This window comes from Streptomyces sp. NPDC088553 (assembly GCF_044752965.1).
In the GTDB taxonomy this organism is placed as follows: domain Bacteria; phylum Actinomycetota; class Actinomycetes; order Streptomycetales; family Streptomycetaceae; genus Streptomyces.
The window spans coordinates 519,906-539,515 of record NZ_JBIVMG010000002.1 but is presented as its reverse complement, the minus strand read 5'-3'; the positions used below and the strand labels follow the sequence as shown (position 1 = coordinate 539,515).

Annotated in this window: 9 protein-coding genes; 2 read left to right on the top strand and 7 right to left on the bottom strand. The window is 72.0% G+C overall.

Annotation, left to right across the window (positions count from 1 at the left end):
- Positions 1 to 10: 10 nt before the first annotated feature.
- The 6 genes from lanKC to ACIP8Z_RS07535 form a co-directional block, all read right to left on the bottom strand.
- Entirely contained in the window at positions 11 to 2,737 is a 2,727-nt protein-coding gene (gene lanKC / locus ACIP8Z_RS07560; RefSeq protein WP_402079987.1) for a class III lanthionine synthetase LanKC, read from the bottom strand.
- 507 nt (positions 2,738 to 3,244) lie between these two features.
- Entirely contained in the window at positions 3,245 to 4,255 is a 1,011-nt protein-coding gene (locus tag ACIP8Z_RS07555; protein ID WP_402079984.1) for a hypothetical protein, read from the bottom strand.
- Positions 4,256 to 4,264: 9 nt separating this feature from the next.
- Complete coding sequence (locus ACIP8Z_RS07550) at positions 4,265 to 9,001, bottom strand: DUF6531 domain-containing protein (RefSeq protein ID WP_402079982.1); 4,737 nt, start codon at positions 8,999 to 9,001, stop codon at positions 4,265 to 4,267.
- A gap of 252 nt (positions 9,002 to 9,253) precedes the next feature.
- Positions 9,254 to 13,693 (bottom strand): hypothetical protein, encoded by a 4,440-nt coding sequence (locus tag ACIP8Z_RS07545; RefSeq protein WP_402079979.1) that lies wholly within the window; start codon positions 13,691 to 13,693, stop codon positions 9,254 to 9,256.
- Positions 13,694 to 13,878: 185 nt separating this feature from the next.
- Positions 13,879 to 15,072 (bottom strand): hypothetical protein, encoded by a 1,194-nt coding sequence (locus tag ACIP8Z_RS07540; protein ID WP_402079977.1) that lies wholly within the window; start codon positions 15,070 to 15,072, stop codon positions 13,879 to 13,881.
- A 177-nt stretch (positions 15,073 to 15,249) separates the two neighbouring features.
- Complete coding sequence (locus tag ACIP8Z_RS07535) at positions 15,250 to 15,813, bottom strand: TetR/AcrR family transcriptional regulator (RefSeq protein WP_402079974.1); 564 nt, start codon at positions 15,811 to 15,813, stop codon at positions 15,250 to 15,252.
- A 149-nt stretch (positions 15,814 to 15,962) separates the two neighbouring features.
- Between ACIP8Z_RS07535 and ACIP8Z_RS07530 the strand changes: the two genes are divergently transcribed.
- The gene (locus tag ACIP8Z_RS07530) at positions 15,963 to 17,489 is read left to right on the top strand and encodes an MFS transporter (RefSeq protein ID WP_402080812.1); all 1,527 of its coding nucleotides are present in this window, start codon (positions 15,963 to 15,965) and stop codon (positions 17,487 to 17,489) included.
- An 18-nt stretch (positions 17,490 to 17,507) separates the two neighbouring features.
- Positions 17,508 to 18,161, top strand: a complete 654-nt coding sequence (locus ACIP8Z_RS07525) for a CatB-related O-acetyltransferase (protein WP_402079972.1) — start codon at positions 17,508 to 17,510, stop codon at positions 18,159 to 18,161.
- Positions 18,162 to 18,279: 118 nt separating this feature from the next.
- Here ACIP8Z_RS07525 and ACIP8Z_RS07520 read toward each other — a convergent pair whose 3' ends face one another.
- Positions 18,280 to 19,605 (bottom strand): M64 family metallopeptidase, encoded by a 1,326-nt coding sequence (locus ACIP8Z_RS07520; protein WP_402079969.1) that lies wholly within the window; start codon positions 19,603 to 19,605, stop codon positions 18,280 to 18,282.
- Between the last annotated feature and the right edge of the window lie 5 nt (positions 19,606 to 19,610).

The window sequence follows — 19,610 nt, the reverse complement described above, 5'->3', positions numbered from 1 at the left end:
AGGATCTGGTTCATGGATGCTCTCCGTCTTCTCGGGATCGTTCGGTCTTCTCGGGACCGGATCGGTCGGTAACCGCGTACCCGGGCACGGAGCCGCTTGCCGCCGTGCCCAGGCGTTCATGGGACGCACGCCCGGTGCCGTCAGGGAGCCGCGGGGATCCGGGGCGCGCGTGGTGGGGCTCCGTCAGGAGCGGTCCGGACAGCAGACGGTGGAGCACCAGCAGGACACCGGCTCCCCCGCTGGACAGGTCCGCGGTGAACCGCTGCGACCCCGCTCCGAGGAAGCGGACACCCCGCCGGTACGGGACGGCGTACTTCAGCAAGCCGGTCGCCGCACGCACGGCGTCCCCGCGGGCGGCGTCCGTGCCGGTGAGCTCGGCGTGCTCGGTCAGGAACCAGGTCAGTCCGGCCAGCCCCCGGTACAGGCCCGCCTCCTTCGTGGCGCAGGAGACCCGGATGCCGGCCACCAGCCGGGGCAGCGCCGCCGCGCAGCGTCCGTCCGGCGCGGTCGCCACGTAGCGGGTGAGCACCGCCGCGACGCCGGCCGCGCCCGTGGCCAGGTACGGCATGGCCCGGGTGAACCGCGTGTCGTCGGAGACGGACAGGGCGCCGTCCTCCAGCGGGAAGGTCCGGTCCAGCTCCTCGTGGAGCAGCCTCAGGCCCGCCTCCAGGTAGCGGGCCTCGCCGGTGTCGCGGGCCAGGCGGTGGAGGAAGAGGGCGAGTCCCGAGCGGCCGTGCAGCAGGCCGCGGGCGTCGTGTTCGCCGAGGGTGGCCGCAAGGTCGGGAGCGCGCAGCAGGCGCTCCCCGGCCGCGGCGGCCCGCTCCAGGTGACTGCTCTCCCCGGTCAGCCGGTGCAGGGCGAGCCAGCCCAGGCCGACCCCGGCCCGTCCGCCGGCCAGGGTGCCGCAGGAGGCGGTGAGCGGGTGCTCGTCGGCGTCCCGGAGCAGGTCGCCGGCCTCGTCCAGAAGGCCGAGGCCGGCCAGTACCCGGGCGATGCCGGCCGAGCCGACGAGCAGCCCGGGGGGCAGCGCGTCGCGCTGCGCCAGCGTGTCGCGGCGCAGCCGTTCGAGGATCTCCTCCGGCACGGCGGCCCCGGCACGGTGCAGAGCGTGCACCACCCCGGCCGTGCCGTGGGCCAGGCACACGGTGTTGGTCCGGAACGCCTCGGGAGAGGGCGGGAAGGCCCACTCCGGCCGGTCGGCGTCAGCCGTCTCGAGGAGACCCGCGGCCACCTCCTCGGCCAGCCGGGTGAGGACGCCGCGCGGATCGGTGTCCAGCTCGGCGGGGGAGGGCAGGCGGCCGGGACCGTCCTGGTCCCGCGCCTGGTCCTCCGTCAGATGGAAGGCGGTGGCCCGCCGCCACAGGTCCTGTGGCGGAGCCACGTCCGCGAGGTCGCGGCGCAGCAGTACGAGGTTGGCGGGCGCGTGTTCGGCGATCTCGTTGCACGGCGCCAGGCAGGCGAACGCGACCGCCGACATGCCGTACCGGTCCTGCAGCAGCGGATCGGAGTCGGCCCGGAGCAGGCCGGGCGGCGGCGTGAACCCCGGGGTGCCGATCCCGGAGGGTGCCGAGGACAGGGCCGAGGCCGCCTCGAAGTCCACCAGCCGGACCCCGCCCGACGGCGTCACCATGACATTGCCGAGGCTGAGGTCACCGAACCGGTAGCCGGCGGCGTGCAGCCGCTCGAGCGAGGCGTCGAGTCCGGCCAGCAGGTGCCGGCACGCCTCGTAGTACGCCGCGACGGACTCGGGCGTGCGGTCGGCGCGGGCCAGCGGGGAGGACCGGCTCAGCCAGCCCGACAGCGGCTGCCCGGCGACGTACTCGGTGACGAGGAAGTCGTGCTCCCACTCCGTGAAGTGCTCCAGCGGCTCCGGGCCCACCCCGGGGGCGGCCGCGTGCAGCGCGCGCAGCACGCCGTACTCGTGCCGCAGCCGCCGCTGCGCGTCGGTCCCGTCGAAGACAAGGCCGTTGTGGGCGCGAGCCTCCTTGACGAAGACGGTACGGCCGGTCCGCCGGTCCCGGGCCTGGTACGTGCCGCCGGCGTTGCTCAGGCGCACCGCGCGGGTCACCTCGTAGTCGCGGATCAGGATCGGGCCCTCGTGCGACCGTTCCTCCTGCTCCACGAAGGGGTCCGCGATCCCCGCCGGCAGGTGGAAGACGGGCAGCCGCAGGTCCACGACCTCGCGGCCGGAACCGTCGCGGACCAGCCCCTCGCGGGTGCCGTCGGCGCGCAGCCGGCTGCGGGCACCGAAGGAGCCGTAGCGGTAGTGGACCGTCCGCGAGTCGCGGAAACGCCGGTCGGTGAGGACGTACGGTCCCTCCTCCCCGTCGAGCGCCTCGCGCAGGCGTTCGAGGAGCCGGCGGGCGGTCGCCGTGTCCGGCGGATAGACGGCGCAGAACTTGCCTGCCTGGGCCCGCGAGGCGTGTTTGTGATGGAGGAACAGGAAGAACAGCCGGGCGCTCAGGTGCTTGAACGGCACGCCTTCGGAGAAGCAGATTCCGGCGACCGCGTCGAGCACGTGCTGCGCCCGGTCCAGCCGCGCCGACACATGGATCTTCCAGCCCTGCTCGGCGAGCCCGGTCCGCGGACCGCCCCAGACCGTCCAGATGCCCCGGGCGGCGCCGCGCAGGCCCGGCGGCACCTCGCGGGGAGCGAAGCGCGGCCCGGGGTCGGCCACGCTGGCCGGCGGCAGGTAGTACTCCCGGTCCGCGAGCGCTTCGCCGAAGCCTTCGAGCACGGAATCTCCCGGCGGGGTGGTGGTGGACAGTCCTCACGGCCGTGCCAGACGCTAGGACCCGCAGGTATGGAAACGGTTCGCCGGCGGCATGCGACCGGTATCAGACAGATCGCCCTCGATGCCGATGCCGGTGCCCACGCCGGACTCGCCCTCCCGACGCCCCGGCACCCCGCGGGTTCAACGGACTCGCGCCCACACGGGCGTCACCGCGACGTACGGCGGGGTGGCCGTCGGACAGCCGACGCCCCGTCCACCGTGCGCGTGACGCTTCTGCGCGGTGCGGGCGTGGTCCGCTGGGGTCATGGCTCACCGCGCGGACGCCGCGGCGATGACCGCCACCGCCAGACCGCCCGCAGTCACCATCTCCGCGCTCTCCACCGTGATGCCACCCTCACCCCGTGGTGATCACCGCGCCCCCGCGGTGCGCCCGACGAGCCGCCGGGTATCGATCCCTCGGCAACCGAGTGAACCGAGCCGGAGGGGCCTGGCCCGCCGGGTGAACCCGGGTCAGGCCGTGGTCCAGCGCCGCACCGTGTCCTCGTCGTGGGTGAGCCACGTGCCGTCGCCGAGCGGCACCGCGGAGACTCCCGGCGCCTGCGGGTAGGTGAGTTCGGCGACGGGCCTGAGGGTGCGGGCGTCGAGCAGGAGGTGGGTGCCCTCCTCGGCCCACTGCTCCTCGGCCGCCACGACCAGAACCCGCTCGTCGTCGACGAACCCCGGGGTGTAGCCGACGAACACCCAGTCCTCCGGCAGGACCTCGCCGGCCTCGACGATGACGTCGTCGACGCCCTCCTGCGTGCGGCAGAGGTAGCCTCCGCCGACGTCCTGGCCGATCAGCACCTCGTCCGCGCCGAGGCCGACGTAGGGTTCCTCGGCGGTGCCCGCCGCGCGGACGTCGAGCCCGGCGGCGGTGCGGGTGACCAGGAGACAGCGCGTGCCGTCCTGGCCCATGGAAGCGGTGAGCAGAACCTCGGGGCGCTCGTCCGGGAACTGCTGGAAGGCGTACGTCGCCGAGAAGGACGGCAGGACGTGCTCGGCGAGCACCTCGCCGGTCGCCAGGTCGAGGGCGCGGCAGATGTCGCCCTTGGAAAGCCCGTCCTCCCCGAGGGGTCCGGCCATGGTCGCCAGGAGGACCCGGCCGGCCGGGTCCGGCGTGCACGCGCCGGAGGCCTCGGGCGAATGCTGCCAGTCCCGGTGCCGGTGTTCCCAGCGGACGGTGCCGTCGGGTTCGTGGACGGTGACGGCTTCCCGGGTGCTGATGGCCACGGCGCCGTCCGGCAGGGGCGAGCAGTAGCTGTCGGTGCCGTCCGCGGCCGGGTCGGCCCACGTGGCGCGGGCGGCGACCACCTGAGCACGATCGGTGCTGACCCTGTTGAGGGTGATCGCGCCCTCGTGCCGGGTCACGAGCCAGTGCGCGCCGTCGCGCAGGAGCCAGCCGTCCATGCTCCCCAGTGCCTCGGTGATACCGGGCAGGGACTCGCGGGCGAGGAGCCGTGCGGGTACGCGGGGGTGGTTCATGTGCTCTTCCTAGTCCGTGTCCGGGGTGTAGCGGCTGGGCCAGTAGAACTGCCGCCGGTGGGTGGGTTTGTCGTCACCATACGTCGGCCCTGCGAGCATGCCCTCGATGCGGATGATGGGGGCGCAGAAGTCCGGGCAGACACTGCGCTGGGCCGCGCCATGGGTGGGGAGCCAGTCGTCCGAGCCCTTGCTGTGCAGGCGGCTGAGGTAGTGGAGGATGTTCTGCTCCGCATGCCCGCCTGGGACCTTGGGCGGTGTCGGGGGAAGGTACTGGTCGTTCGGCAGCGGGTAGAGGCCCATCTCCTCGGCCAGCTTCCGCTGGGCGGGCGTCAGTTTGCTCTTGCTGGTTCCGGCGACGATGAGGACGTCGTTGCCCTTGTGACGGGTGGCGATGATCGCGACCGTCTGCCCTTCCCGTTGCCGCTTGTTGGGCAGGACCTGGGAGATCTTGTGTGCCATGTCCTCCAGCCCCTGCATGCACGGCGCCAGGCCGAGGGGGTCCGCCTCGGTGGCGGGGTTGGTGACGTAGCCGGCGGGGTTGGGGGCGGGGTCGAGGCCGAGCGGGTCGGGGCTGACGTAGCGGCCGGCCTCGGGGTCGTAGTGGCGGAAGAAGTTGTAGTGCAGGCCGGTCTCGGGGTCGGCGTACTGGCCCGGGAAGCGCAGCGGGGTGTGTGCGGCGGCGTCCCGGTTCCAGGCGGTGGCGCCCCACTCGGTGGCGCGGCTGTACCAGGCGGTGGCGCCCGTGTGGTCGACGAGTTCCGTGGGCGTGCCGACGAGGTCGGTGACGATCGCGAAGAAGCGGGCGTCGACGGCGTCCTGGTCGCCGCCCCGGTTCCGTGTCGTACGGCGCTCGGCCTGGGCGATCGGGCGGAGACCGTCGTACTCCCAGGTCACGGTGGTGCCGGTGGCGGAGTCGGTCTGCTCCGCCAGACGGTTGCCGTCCCAGCTGAAGAGGGTCTCGGCGACGACGGTGCCGTCGTCGCCGTGCCGGCGCTTGGCGATGCGGCGGCCGAGCGGGTCGTAGCGGTAGGTCCATCGGGTGCCGTCGGGTGTGGTGCAGGCGGTCAGCCGGTCGGCCGCGTCCCACTCGTAGCGCCAGATGTCCGGCTTGCGGGAAACCCGCTTCTTGCGCCGTTCCACGACGCGGCCGGCCGCGTCGTAGGTGTAGTGCAGGGCACCGGCCGACCGCAGCAGGTTGCCGCTGTACGTACGACCGCCGCGGGACTCGGGGTGCGGGGCCTTGTCGGGCCACTGGGCGGAGGTCTGGTTGCCCTCGCTGTCGTAGGCGTAGGTCTCGGTCCAGCCGTGCGCCTCGATGCGCAGGGGCCGCCCCGCCGGGTCGAGTTCGTAGTGCCTGCGGTTGCCGGTCAGCGCGTCGGTGACGGTCTCCAGACGGTCGTCGGCGCGGTACGCGTAGAGGCGGCGGCTGAGGGTCCGGTCCAGGGTGGTGAGGTGGTGTTCCCTGACCCGGCCCACCGCGTCGTAGGCGGTGCCGAGGACCACGGGTCGCTCGGGGCTGCCGAAGGACCGGGACACCTCTCGGCCGGTGGCGTCGTGGGAGAAGACGATGCCGTTGCCGTCGAGGGATACGTGTGTGCGGTTGCCCGCCTCGTCGTGGGTGGCGCGGGTGGTGGACCCGCCGGGCGTGACCCGCAGGGTCCGGCGCGAGAGCGCGTCGTAGCCGTACCGGGTGGTGCGCCGGTCGATCGTCTCCGCGACGGTGCGCCCCATGGCGTCCCACTCCAGCGCCAGGAAGGAGTCGGGGGAGTGCGCCTCGATGAGGCGGCCGGACCGGTCGTAGGCGTACGTGGTGACGGCGCCCTCGACGTCGCGGGCGGTGACGCGGCCGGCGTCGTCCAGGTGGGTCGTGACGGTCTGGCCCACCGGGTTGGTGCGGCTGCGCGCGCGGCCCGCGGGGTCGTATCCGTAGCGCAGGGTGCGGCCGTCGAAGTCGGTCTCGGAGACCAGGCGCCCCACGGCGTCGTACGCGTAGCTCCAGGTCAGTCCGGCGGCGTTGCGCACCTCGACGAGACGAAGCTCGGTGTCGTAACGGAAGTCGTAGCGGGCGCCGTCGGGGGTGGTGCGGGAGATCGGCTGGTCGAAGTGGGTGTACTCGTACCGGGTGATGCCGCCGTTGGCGTCGGTCTCGGTGAGGCAGTTCCCCTCCCCGTCGTAGGTCCACCGCTGGGTGGCGCCGTCGGGGCGGGTGTGGGAGGCGAGATGTCCTTCGACGGTCCACGTGCAGGTGGTGGCGGCGCCGTCGGGGTCCGTGACGGTGACGGGCCGGCCGAACGCGTCGCGGACCAGGGTGGTCGTCCTGCCCTGGGCGTCGGTGTGGGCCAGGACCATGCCGGCGTCGTCCGATCCGTAGGTCTGCCGGACGCCCAGCGGGTCGGTGACAGCGGCGAGCGCGCCGTTCGGGTCGTACGCGTAGTGGGTGGTGGCCCCGTCCGGCGTGGTCAGGGAGATGTTGTTGCCGCGGTCGTCGTAGGCGCGGTGCCACACGCTTCCGTCGGCGGCGGTCACGACGGTGGGCAGGCCCCGACCGTCGTACCGCGTGGTGGCGAGGGAGCCGTCCGGCTCGCGTACGGACGTGGGGTTGCCGTCCTCGTCCCAGGTGTAGGTGACGGTGCGGCCCTGGCTGTCCGTACGGCTCTGGAGCCGGTCGTGGCGGTCCCAGATCTGGCTGATCGTGTTGCCCAGGGGGTCCGTCTCGGCGACGACCTGGAGGCGGTGGTTGAGATGGAAGACGCTGGTGGCGCCGGTGGAGTCGGTGTAGCGGGTGATGCCCTCCTCACTGTCATAGGAGAAGGAGGAGGACAGGAAGCCGTCGGGGCCCACGGTCTGGACCACGCGGCCGGCGGCGTCGTAGACGTACAGGTAGGTGGACCTGTTGCGGTCGGTCCAAGAGGTGATGCGCCCGACGGTGTCATAGGCGAAGCGCGTCGCCGTGCCGGAGGAGTTGGTGACCGCGTCGAGATTGCCGTCCTCGTCGTATCCGTACGACGTGACGGTGACGGGCCCCTGCGGGGTGCGCAGACGCAGGGTGGTGATCCGGCCGTCGGCCACGTCCACCTGGACCCGGTAACCGCCACTGTGGGACACCATGGAAGGCGCGCCGTCCGGGCGGCGGGTGAACACGACGGTGTTGTCGTGCCGGTCCCTGATCTCCGTGAGCCAGTAGGCCGGTGACGTGAGGTAGGGGCTCCCGGTGAACGAGCGGGTGACCCCCGCGGGTTCGGACAGGGTGTAGGTGGTCTCGTTCTCGTACACGCCGCCGTGGGCGAGTGCGATCCGCGGCCCCTCGGTGGGCCAGACGCGGTCCTCGCCGGGCTGCGGGAGCCGGGGGTAGACGAGGCACGACCCGTCGCTGCGGGCCCAGACGAGACCCGGCCCCACGGGGTCGGCCTCCAGACGCTCGTCGAACAGCGAGGACCAACTGCGGCCGAACCAGTGACCGTAGCGGTACGCCGACAGGTGCGTGCGGTCCACGACGAGGGGGAGCACTCCGGGCAGGGAGAGATCGACCTGCGGCAGGGTCATCTCCCCCGTCGCGATGTCCACCGGGTCGGACTTGCACGTCTTGCGGTCCAGCGGGATCGAGTGACGGCGCGCGTCGTCACGGACTTCGCGCAGCCCGTTGGGCCTCGTCCGGGTGTCGTCGCCGGACTTCCTGCGGTCCGGCGACCGGGAGTCGCCCTTGCCGGTGTCGTCGTGGTCACCCTTGCGCTGGCGGGCGAGGCGGTCGCGGATGTCGTCGTCGTTGCGCTTGTGGTCCTTGGAGATCTGCTTGACGGCCCTGGGCAGCGTCTCGCCGATGTGGTCGCCCATGGTCTTGGCGGACTTCACGAGGGCGCCCATGGCCTTCTCGATGACCGGGTCGAGGGCGTCGGCGATGTCGTCCCGGCCCTTGTTGCGTCGCTGGTGCCCCTTGGCCTTGGTCAGCTTGCCCGCCGTCTTGCCGTGGATGCCGGCGCTCACCCCGTTCAACCGCGTGCCGGCCTGCTCGTGCTCGTCGTGCTCGATGTGGAAGCCCTTGCCCTTGCCGCCTCCGCCTCCGCCGCTCCCGGCGGAGGCCAGGTTCAGGCCCTGCTTGGCGCCCTGCACGCCCTCGTCGAAGCCGTCCTTGCCGGCCTGCTTCGTCTGGTCGAGGTTCACGCCGTTCTGGACGCCGAGCGCGTCCATGCTCACCTGGACGACGAGGTCCGCCGCCATGTTCTCCAGTGAGGCCACGACCGGTTCGGTCATCACCGAGACGATGTGACCGACCGCCTCCTGCATCGCATCCGTGATGAGCTTCAGGAGCTGCTTCTTCGTCAACGCGATCGCGCCGGCGCCGAGCAGCGCGGACAGGCCACCGGTGACCGGGATCAGCGCCATGGCCAGACCGGTCTGTCCGGCCAGGATCCCCAGCTCCGCGACGGCCTTCCACTTCATCGCCTCGATCGCGCCGGCCGCGAGGTCGAGCGCCTCCGCGATCGTGCGGGCCGCGGACACCATGTCCTTGAGGTGTTTGCCCTTGACCTTGCCCCAGTGCTCGTTGAGCGCGTCCATCGCCTCGCCGTGCCCCGACGACAGCAGGCGCTCCATGTGGTTGTTGGCGAGCTGGCCGTCGTCCGCGAGATCGTCCGCGAACTCCCGCAGCGCGTCAGCCATCTCGCGATAGGCGTCCTCGTCGACGTTGGGCCAGTTGACCCCCACGAGATCCAGCAGTGTGTCCGCCCAGTCAGGCACCGTGACAGCCATGACCTCGATTCCCCCGTCAGATGATGGTCAGTCAATCCAGCAGTCCTATCACGTCCGTGCAGCTCGGAGCACTTCGCGAGGGCAACGAGGGGAGAGACAACGGTCGTCGGCGTATCCCCTCCACCAGCCACCGACCCGGGCGATCCGCGGCCACCACGAGACGGCGCGGTTCCTCGCGCAGCGCCTGCTCCGACGGCCCGACGGATCTCCGTGCTCGCCGCCGACGAGAAGGACCGGGCCGACCGACAGCGGTCAGGTGTCGGCGTCCCTCGCGATCGGTGAGGGGGGAACCGCGGCGGCCAGGTCCTCGTGGTCGTGCACGCGAAGGGATTCCACACCGATCGCGGTCACGACCTCGGGGGCGAGACGCACCAGCGCCGGCAGGCAGATGCTCCAGTGGCCGGCGCAGAGGGCCTGTGCCACCAGCGCTGTCGCACGGTCGGCAGCGCAATCGAGCGCGATCGTCGTCAGGGCCCTGGACCGCTCGGCCGGCTCGGGAATGCCGGCGGCGATCTCCGCGGCACGTGCGGTGTCGCCGTGTTCCGCGTGAATCCGGGCGATCTCGCTGAGGGTGCGTGCTCGTTGGAGCGGTTCGGTGATCGACCGCGAGACGCGCTCCGCCTCGTCGAGGGCGCCGGACCCCACCATGGAACGCGCGACGGCCGCGAGAGCCTTCGCCCTCCGTGACCCGTCGGAGATGGTGTGGGCGATGCGCTCCGCCTGGACGAGGTGACCTGCGTGCGCCGCGGCCGAGACGGCGACACCCATGGCCTTCTGGAGGAGTGGCGGGCTGGTGATCGAACCGATGAGCCGCTCCGCTCGGTCCGGGTCGCCTGCCAGGGCCAACTCCTTCGCGATCACGGTGATGCACCGGGCCCGGCTCTTCACGTTGGGCAGCGCGTCGGCCGCGACGAGGGCGCGTTCGATGAACTCCTCGGACGTCCGCGGGTCTCCCGCCGCCGCGGCCTTCGCCGCGAGGGAGACGAGTGCCTCGACCCGGAGTACGGGGGAGGCGATGGACTCCACCGCCTCTGCGGCCCTCCGTGCGTCACCGTTCTCCACCGCCGTACGGGCATGGTTGACCAGGCCATGGGCCTGTCGCTGGGGCGCGTTGACGGGGAAGGACGGCCACGGGCGGTGCCCGCTCGTCCCCGAGGGGCTCGGGTTCCCGGGTCGGACGGAAGGGCGAGGCCGCTGGGGCGGCCTCTTCTGTCCGCCAGGGGGCGTGGGGGCTTCCCGCGACAGCGCGGAGAGGGCCTTGCGCCTGCACTCCGGATCCTCGATCGAACGGGCGACCCTGGCCACCCGTTCTCGATCGGCACGGGTCACGCCCGCCTTGACGATCAGCAGCAGCGCCGTCGACCGCTGTGCCACGTCGACAATGGTGGCGGCGACGCCTTCCGCTCGTCCGAGGTCACCGGCCAGAGCGATGGCCTCCGCGACGACGGTCAGAGAACGGTCCCTCTGCGCCACGTCGGAAATGGCGCGGGCGATCCCCTCGGCCTGGTACAGATCACCGGTCGAGGCCGTGGCCTGAGCGAGAAGGGCCTGGTCTCTTCCGACGTGATTGCGGCCGTTCATGGATCGCGCCTTCGCCTCCGCCTCCGTGGCGATGTCCTCGGCGAGCCGCGCTTCACCGTTCGCGGCCAGGCCCGACGCCACGACGGCCAGCACTGTCGCCCGCCGGCCGGGGGAGTCGACGCCGCGCGCGAGGGTCACGGCGCGATCAGAGGCACCCGCGAACGCCATGACCCGGGCGACGGTGGCCAGGCAGTCGAACCTTTCGGCTCTTCGGGTCACCGCGTGAGCTGCCGTCTCTGCCTGATGAAGGAGCGTGATCGCCTTGCTCTCCAGGCCGGCTTCCGCCATCTCCCGTGCGACTGCCGCGAGAATCCAGGCCCGGCGTCCCGGGTTCCGAAGGGACGACGCGAGGGATTCGGCTCGTCCCGCGAGGTCTGCGGCGACCCGCTCGGCGCCGGCCGCGTGCGCCGCCCGCGCGACCACGGCGAGCGCCTGCGCCCGATGGGACGGTGGGCGCACCGAGCGGGCGATGTCCCGGGCCCGGCGCCAGTCACCGGCGTCAGCCACCTCCATCACCACGGCGCAGAGGGCATGGGCACGCTCGGACGCGTGGGGCAGGGACTTCGCGAGCGCGAGGCCACGCTTCACGTCTCCGCCGGCCGCGGCGGCACGTGCGACGGTGCACAGGACTTGTGACCGCTGCACTCCGCTCGTCATCGAGTCGGCCAGCTCTTCCGCGCGGGTGACCAGCAGGCGCGCACGATCCGGGTCCCCGGCGCGGGCGAGGGCGCGGGCGGTCACCGCGTACGCGTGAGCCTGCCCGCCGACCTCCGTCACGGCAAGGACGCACCGCTCGGCCTCCTCGGCCGCCTTCCGCGCGCGCTCGACGTCCCCGGCGGCCGCCATGTGGCGTGAAACCGAAGCGAGCGCCCGGACTTGTCGTGCCGGCGTGGTGATCGAACGGGCCAGGGCCTCGGCACGGCTGTGTCTGTCCAGTTGCGCCCAGACCACAGGCAGATACGTAGGAATGTGATCGTTTCGCTGGGTGAGCTTGGCCCGGTGGACGGCCAGCCGGCTCAGCGCGACGAGGTCCGGCGTCGGAGAGCCGGTCAGGAGCTCCTGTGCGGTGGCGATCTCCGCGAGCGCGACGCTGTCGCCGCCGATGGTGTCCAGCATGCGGTGGTGCCGGTAGGGATCCGTGGCGCACGCCACCATGCGGCGGACGTCACCCGTGCTGTGAAGCAGCTTGAAGTAGCCGTGAAGGAGATACTCGGGCGAACCGATCGGCCACTTCGCGGCGCGGAACCCCTCGGCCCATGAGTGGATCCGTTCCCGGTACCCAGCCAGGCGGGACTCCCCGAGAAATCGCACGGCCTGTCGCTGGATCTCCTCATGGCACAGGACGTAGATCGCCACATGCGATCGCCACCGTCCGGCCCGGGAGGCGAACGTACGACCGGAGACCGCCCCGAGCTGGCTCTCGACCTCTCCCTCCGAAAGGCCGGTGAGCTGCGCCAGGTCCGCTTCCGAAAGTCCTCCGCCGGCCGCCGCCAGCAGACCGAGCAGATCCTTCTCGATCGTGGTTCCGTGTACGAGCCTCCGGAGTTCGCGCTCCGCGTCCTGCCGGACCACCTCCGCGTGCGGGGAGGCGGCCAGCGTCCGCACGATCTCAGGCCGGCGCAGCGGATGGTCGTCGGGGACGTCGACGGGGATCGGAGGATTCGGCCGCCCGGCGACGATCACGCGCATGCCGGCCGGCGGATCGGCCGGCAGGATCGCCGCGATGCTGTGCGCGTCCGGACCGGTGGTCACCCCACGGTCCTCGTCCAGGCCGTCCACCACGAGGACCAAGCGCTCGCCCCTCCGCCGGCACAGATCCGCCGCACGCTCGAACGCCCCCAGCAGATGCGCCTCGCGGGTGGCGTCGGTGAGCAGCATCGGCATGGGCTCGCCCAGGAGCTCCCAGGCCTGTTCGAGAACCACCTCGGTGAACGCCTTGCTGTCCGCCTGCCCTGCCCAGCGGGCGGTGATGAAGAAGGACAACACCCGCACCCCGGGAGGCGGATTCAGCACGAAGGTCGACAGCAGCGCCGACTTGCCGGCCCACGCCTCGGCGCGCCACCACATGTACGGCGGTCCCGGCTCGGGGTCGGTGCAGAAGCGCGCCAACGCGTCCCGTTCGCCTTCCCGCGACCGCAGACGCTCCGGCGCGATCCGCCGGACCTGCGACAAGTAGGCGGAACGCACCGCGGGGACGTGCGGCGCCGGATCGTTCGTGGCGTCAATCCCCTCGTCCTGAATCCTCTCGTCCTGAATTCTCTCGTCCTTCGACGGACTCCCGGCGAGAGGAAAGCCGATCAGGTCGCGTCGCAGGGAATCGACCGACTTCGTCGCGGCCGCCGGCGCGTATCGGCCGACGAGTTCGCAGAGCCGGCTGAACAAGCGGTCCGCGGCGTCCGCGGTGCCGGCCTCGACGACGCCCCGGAGACGACCCACCGCCATCGTGCGGTCCGTCTCGTCGACACCCTCGAGCCGCACTTCTCGAAGCCGCAACGCCCCGAGCACGCGCCAGGTCAGCTCGGACGCGGAGACGTCGGTCGTGTCGATCCCCTCGCCCGCCGCGGCGAGGGCGATGACGGCGTCGAGATGCCGCAGCCGCTCCCGTACCTGCCGATGCGTCCGCCCGGGGCGGGAGACCTCGGAACGGAACTGGTCCGCACTCTCGGTGTCGCGGGCGATCCCGGCCAGTTCCCGGAGCTCCCGTACGTGCGGGTTGGGGCTCGCCACGACCAGGGCGAGCCGCCAGCTGCCCTCGGCGACCTCCTGTCCGTGTTCCTGAACCACACGGAGGTACGAGCCCATCAGCTCGACCGTCGCACGGTTGCTGGGCACGAACGACGGGTCCCGCCGCACACCGATCGAGACCCGCCGCCGAGCGCCGTCGGCCGAACGCCCGCTCAGCAGCAGGTCGTCGACGGCGCTGGAGGCACTCGCCTGGAAGACGAGCGCGCCCGGGGTGACGTCGTCCCCGAGCTCGGCCAGGGGATCGGCTGTGAGCAGATGGCTCAGCAGCAGCGCCCCGTAGCGGTGTTCGAGGACGGTTCCTCCGCCGCCCGTCGCGTACGGGCTCGCACGCCTGTCGTCGTTCTGGACACGGGATTGATCAGGCACCCGTTCAGCCTACGCGCCCAAGATCCATCGGCTGCGGGCGCGTAGCCGTAGCCGCCGGATTCGCCCACACCGCATGTCCGCGACGGCAACGCCGACGTCACCGTCAGCGCTGCCGTCATCCTGCGACCCTGCCGGAGGCGGCTCCGGGGAGGCCGGCGTCGGATCGGTCCGTTCTCCCCTACGTCTCACTGGCCGTGCGGACCCCGCTGGGCCTCCGTGTCCGGCGCTTGGGGGTTCGGGCCCCGGAAGCGGCTGAGTGTCTTCGTGAGGTTCTTCCACGGTGAGGCGTCGTCCTTGGCCGTCGCCGGCGATGCCGTCCTCGGGGCGCCGCCGCCGCTGTTCGCCTCGGCGAGTGCGTCGAGCGCCGACTCGGCGGCCTCCCGGTACAGGTCGCAGGAAGCGGTCATGGCTTCGAGTGCCTTGGCGTACCTGGTGACCATGGCCCGTGCGTGGGCCAGTTCCTCGTCGGGGGTGAGCAGGTGCCAGCCTGTGCGCAGCCGTGTCAGGGCCTGTTCGGCGTCGGCCGGCAGAGGCTGGGGCAGTGAGGTGAACTCCTGGATCCTGGCCAGGAGTTCGGTGGGTTCCGTGCCGTCCAGGAAGACATCGCGGATCGTGAAGAGCTCCGCGTCGTACGGGAAGGCCTGCGGTGTGGGGGGCAGGATCACGGCGCCGCCGCGCGGTATCCCCACACCCAGCTCACGCTTCATCACGAAGTCGGCGATCAGCGCCTGGTCCGGCGTGGCCCGGTGCTCGACCACCCGGTGCCGCAGGCTCGGCGGCAGGAACGCCGTGACCGGTCGGCGTCCCAGCGCGTCCGGCGTCATCGCCTCGTGCACCACGACATGGATGAACCAGCTCTGCCGGGTGCAGGCCCGCAGCAGGCGGCGCAACTCGTCGTCGTCCTTCGGCAGGCGGTTCGCCGACCGCAGGCGCACGTCCGGCACCATCTCGTGGTCCCAGGCGACCTGGTCGCTGTCGGGCCAGAACACGGTGGCCGGTGAGGGCCAGCTCGCTTCCCACGCCCGCTCGGCCTCGGCGGCGAGGACCCAGGTGACACCCTCGCCCTTCGTGCGGCGGGACTCGGGGTCGTACGTCGTCAGCTGCGCGCGCACCGTGACGCCGTCGGCCACGCGCCAGCGGGCCTCGAAGAGCCGGCGGGCCGACGGGCCGGGATCGGCGGACGCGTCCCGGGGATACAGGTCGGTGGAACGCGCCGCCTCGACGGGGTCGAGGTCCAGGAAGTCGTCGATCACCCGCGCCGCCTTGAGAGCGAGCAGGTTGCGCCGGACGTCCCGCTCGGGTTCGGGCCCGAGGTGACGCCCACGCCCGAGCCAGGCGGTGTCGGGGACGGTGGTCGATGAAATGCTGTTCTTGGCCATGGAACCGTTCGGTGGGCGATCAGGGCCCGACCAGTATGGTCCGCGGCCCGAGCAAGGCAAGCGGTACCCCGTCCGCCCCGCCGTGGATCGAACGCCAGGTCGACGGAGAGGCCGATCGATCCACAGCCGGCGCGGGACGCGGTCGCGCCGGCGGCCGCGGTGGTGTTCGCTGCCGGGTCACAGCATGCGGTCGACCAGCCCGTCGACGTAGCCCGGTGTGATCTCCATGCCGAACAGGACGCGGATGTACATCGGGGCCAGGACGTGGTCCAGCACGTCGAGCGCGTCGGGTGCGGGCTCGCCGCGTTCGCGGGAGCGGTCGAGCATGGACTGCAGCTGCCGGATGCGTTCGGCGCGGAGGTCGTCACCGGCCCGCAGGCCCTGCTGACCGTTGCTCGACAGAGCGACGGCCAGGTGCAGCACCGCCGGCCCGTCGGGTCCGGTGATCTCACGGGCCACGTTGGCCGCGTAGGTGCGCAGGTCGCCGGCCAGGCTCCCGGTGTCGGGCATCGGCGACTGCGTGTTGAGGCGGGTGAGCGCCACATCGGTGAGCAGGGCGTCCAGGCTGCCCCACCGGCGGTAGATGCTGCTGTCGGCCACGCCCGCACGGGCTGCGACGTCGCCGACGGTGAAGTTGCCGTAGCCGCGCTCGCTGATCAGGTCGGTGACGGCCCGGTGCACCTGCGTGCCGACGCGGGCGCTGCGCCCACCGGGCCGCCGGGCTCGCTGACTCTCGTTCATGCCCCTCACCTTAACGCAGCTCACACTTGCGTTTATGAAAGGGCCCTCTTACAGTCGCCTAACGCAGTCGTTGACTGCCTTAAAGCGCGCAGGTGTACCGCCACCACGTGGACCGACACCGGGCGCGCCTATCCATCGAGGGGGACCCCATCGCTGCACCACATGTGACCGCAGGTAGTCGATCAAGCCGAGCCTGGCTGCTTGCGGTGACCTGTCTGGGCCAGTTCATGGTCCTGCTCGACAACACGATCGTCGGAGCGGCGCTGCCCGATATGCAGCACCGGCTGCACGCTCAACTGACCGGTCTGCAATGGATCGTCGACGCGTACGTACTGCTGGTCGCCATGCTGCTGCTGTCCGGCGGCGTCTTCGCCGACCGGTTCGGCCGCAAGCGGGTCTACCTGACCGGCGTGGCGGTGTTCACCGCCGCGTCGCTGCTGTGCAGCCTCGCGCCCTCGGTCGGCTGGCTGCTCGCCGGCCGGGTGCTGCAGGGCGTCGGGGCCGCGGCGCTGAGCCCTGCCTCGCTCGCCCTGCTCGCCGCCGCCCATCCCGTGCCGCAGGAACGAGTCAAGGCGATCGGGCTGTGGGCCGGGATCAGCGGAATCGGTCTGGCCGCAGGCCCCGTGGCCGGCGGCGCGCTGACCGAAGCCTTCGGCTGGCCGGCCATCTTCCTGGTCAATCTGCCCATCGGCGTGGTCCTGCTCCTGGTCGGCCTGCGTCACCTCGGCGAGTCCCGCAATCCGAGCGCCCCCGCGATCGACATCCCGGGCACGGTGCTGTCCGTTCCGGCGGTGGGGGCGCTCACCTACGGGCTGATCGAGGGCGGTGCCCGCGGCTGGACCTCACCGGTCATCCTGGGCAGCTTCGCCGCCGCGGCGATCCTCCTCGCCGCCTTCATCGCCGTGGAAGCGCGCCGACCTGCCCCGATGCTGCCGCTGCGGCTGTTCCGGCAGCGCCTTTTCACCGTGTCCAACACCGCCATGGTCGTGGTGGGGTTCGCGCTCATGGGTTCGTCGTTCTTCTTCTCCCAGTTCTTCGTGTACGTCCAGGGCAGCTCGATCCTGCGCGCCGGCCTGCAGACCCTGCCGGTCTCCCTCGCCATGGTGATCGTCAGCCCTTACGCGGGCCGGCTCGCCGCCCGGTACGGCTTCCGCATCGTCGTTACCCTCGGTCTGGCCCTCGCCGGCCTTGGCCTGTTGGCGCTCGGTCTGGTGCACGCCGACACCGGCTACGGGAACGTGTGGTGGCGGCTCGGACTCGTCGGCATCGGTTTCGCCCTGACGATGTCCCCCCTGACAGGAGCCGCCATCCAAGCAGTCAGCCCGCAGGAAGGCGGCCTCGCGTCAGGCATCAGCGGCACCACCCGGCAGATCGGCGCGGTGCTCGGCGTGGCGGTGCTCGGAGCCGTCGTCCGCACCCGGCAATCCGGCGGCGCCTCCTTCGAGACCGGCCTCGACGGCGCCTTCCTCGCCGCCGGCGCCGTCACGCTGGCCACCGCCGTGTTCACCGGCCTGTGGCTGGCGAGGTCCAAGCCCGCGGAAGGCGCCGCGGCGCCGCGACGTTCCACCGATCCGGACGCGGCCACCACCTCGAACGAGACGTCCGCGAACAGCCCGAACCGGACCGAGGTCGTCCCGCAGCCCGCTTCTGCCGTATCCGGGTCACGCCCCGAATAGAGAGGAACCGCCCCCACGATGCCGTCCCTTCCCGCTGACCCCACCGTGCTCCACCCGATGCCCGAGCACCCGCGCGTGGTGCTGCTCAAACAGCTGGTGAAGTCACCGCTGATCGACGTCGGTGACTTCTCGTACTACGACGACCCCGACGACCCGACCGCCTTCGAGACGCGCAACGTCCTGTATCACTACGGCCCCGAGCGGCTCGTCATCGGCAAGTACTGCGCGCTGGGGACGGGCACCCGCTTCATCATGAACGGCGCCAACCACCGCATGGACGGCCCTTCCACCTTCCCGTTCCCCACCATGGGGGGCTCCTGGGCGGAGCACTTCGACCTGATCACCGACCTCCCCGGCCGCGGCGACACGGTCGTCGGCAACGACGTGTGGTTCGGCCACGGTGCCACGGTCATGCCCGGCGTACGCATCGGTCACGGCGCGATCATCGCCGCCGGCGCCGTGGTCACCGGCGACGTCCCCGACTACGGCATCGTCGGCGGCAACCCCGCCCGGCTCGTCCGCACCCGCTACGACGACGCGGACATCGCCCGGCTCCTCGCCGTGGCGTGGTGGGACTGGCCCGTGCGGCACATCACCCGTCACGTACGGACGATCATGTCGGGGACCGTCGCCGACCTGGAGGAGGCCGCCGCGCGGATCGACCGGACCTGACACCGCCTCCTCGCCACACCGCCCGCACCGTCCGGCGCCGGAAACCGAGTGGTCGCCGACGCCGCCATCATCGAGCGGGCCCGCGCCACGAACCGCGGCGCGTGCCCGCCGGAGACCGTCAGAGCCGGACCGTCCAGCCGACCGTCGACCTCATCGTCCGGGCGATGCCGCGGTCCCGTACCGAGGGCGTACGGTCCTCGGCCGTGAGGGACAGTGTGTGCTTCCGGAGGTCGAGCAGCCGCAGGGCCACGTCGGACACCCGTACCTGGGTGCGGCCCGCGAGCGACTTCATCTCCCGCCCGTCCAGATACCAGCGGATGGTGAGCTGACGCCCGTCCGCCCCCGTCAGCCGGGGTACGAGGGCTTTGGCGGTGTCGCCCGTGCGCAGGGTGCGATCGGTGGCCGTGACGGGGGAGGCGATCCGCGCCTCGCGGTAGAAGCCGGCGATCATCGCCTCCACTCCGGGCAGGTTGAAGGGCTTGCCGAGGGAGCGCATCAGTGAGTCCTCGGTGGGGCGCCGCAGCCCGGTGACGTAGTAACCGCCGCCCTCGTACGCGCCGACGGTGCCGCCGTCGGGAGACTGCTCACCGAGCCAGCGGTGCCACTTGGCGCCCCGGTCGGCCAGGTCGTCGGCGGTGAGGGTGGTGATGTTGGAGTCGGCGGGCTCGGGGCCCAGGTACCGCTCGTAGCCGGGGTAGTCGGCGTAGAAGTACTCGTCGGCGAGCTTGCCCAGGGAGTGACCGGTCTCGTGGATCGCCACCTGGCCGGACTTCTCGTTGCCCGCCGAGGCCGTCGATATGCCCTCGTAGCCGAGGGTCTCGCTGGGCTCGTTGTAGCCCGCGCCGCCGTACTTGGTGCTGTTGGCGAGGACGAGCACCAGGTCGGCCTCCGGCGCCTTCGCGACGTATCCGTCGACCTTGTCCTGGTCGACGCAGAGCAGCCGCTCGATGCTGTCGCACCAGAAGTACGAGCCGAGGGCCGTGTCCCGGAGGGTGTCCGGAGCGGGGTCGCCGGAGACGCCGGACTGGTTCGACACGGCGTCGACGGTCCAGACGTTGAAGAGGTTGCGGTAGGTGGAGTACGGCTCGACGGCCGTCAGCTCGGCCCATTTCCGCTGGGCGTCGGCGTGGAAGCGGGGGAGTTCGGCGACGGTGTAGCCGTCTCCGACGACGACGATGTCGAGCCGGTCGGCGGCGGGGCCGTTGTCGACCATCTTGGCCACCTCGCCGTCGGCGGCCACCTCGGTCGCCGTCAGACGGGAGGCCGTCCGGTTCCGGCCCTCCGTCGGCACATGCGTGTGTCCGGATCCGGCGAGCGTCCCGTTCTCCGGCCCGGGTATCTCGACCTCGACTCGTGCCGTGGCGGGTGCCGTCGGGTCCGCGGCGGCGCTGCCGGGTGCCGCGGCGAGTACGGCCGTGAGGGCGACGGTCACTCCGACCGCCATGGCTC

Excerpts from the sequence above, each read along its gene's own strand:
- ACIP8Z_RS07555 (WP_402079984.1), bottom strand. The coding sequence starts at position 4,255 with ATGAACCACCCCCGCGTACCCGCACGGCTCCTCGCCCGCGAGTCCCTG.
- ACIP8Z_RS07550 (WP_402079982.1), bottom strand. The coding sequence starts at position 9,001 with ATGGCTGTCACGGTGCCTGACTGGGCGGACACACTGCTGGATCTCGTG.
- ACIP8Z_RS07540 (WP_402079977.1), bottom strand. The coding sequence starts at position 15,072 with ATGGCCAAGAACAGCATTTCATCGACCACCGTCCCCGACACCGCCTGG.
- ACIP8Z_RS07535 (WP_402079974.1), bottom strand. The coding sequence starts at position 15,813 with ATGAACGAGAGTCAGCGAGCCCGGCGGCCCGGTGGGCGCAGCGCCCGC.
- ACIP8Z_RS07525 (WP_402079972.1), top strand. The coding sequence starts at position 17,508 with ATGCCGTCCCTTCCCGCTGACCCCACCGTGCTCCACCCGATGCCCGAG.
- ACIP8Z_RS07520 (WP_402079969.1), bottom strand. The coding sequence starts at position 19,605 with ATGGCGGTCGGAGTGACCGTCGCCCTCACGGCCGTACTCGCCGCGGCA.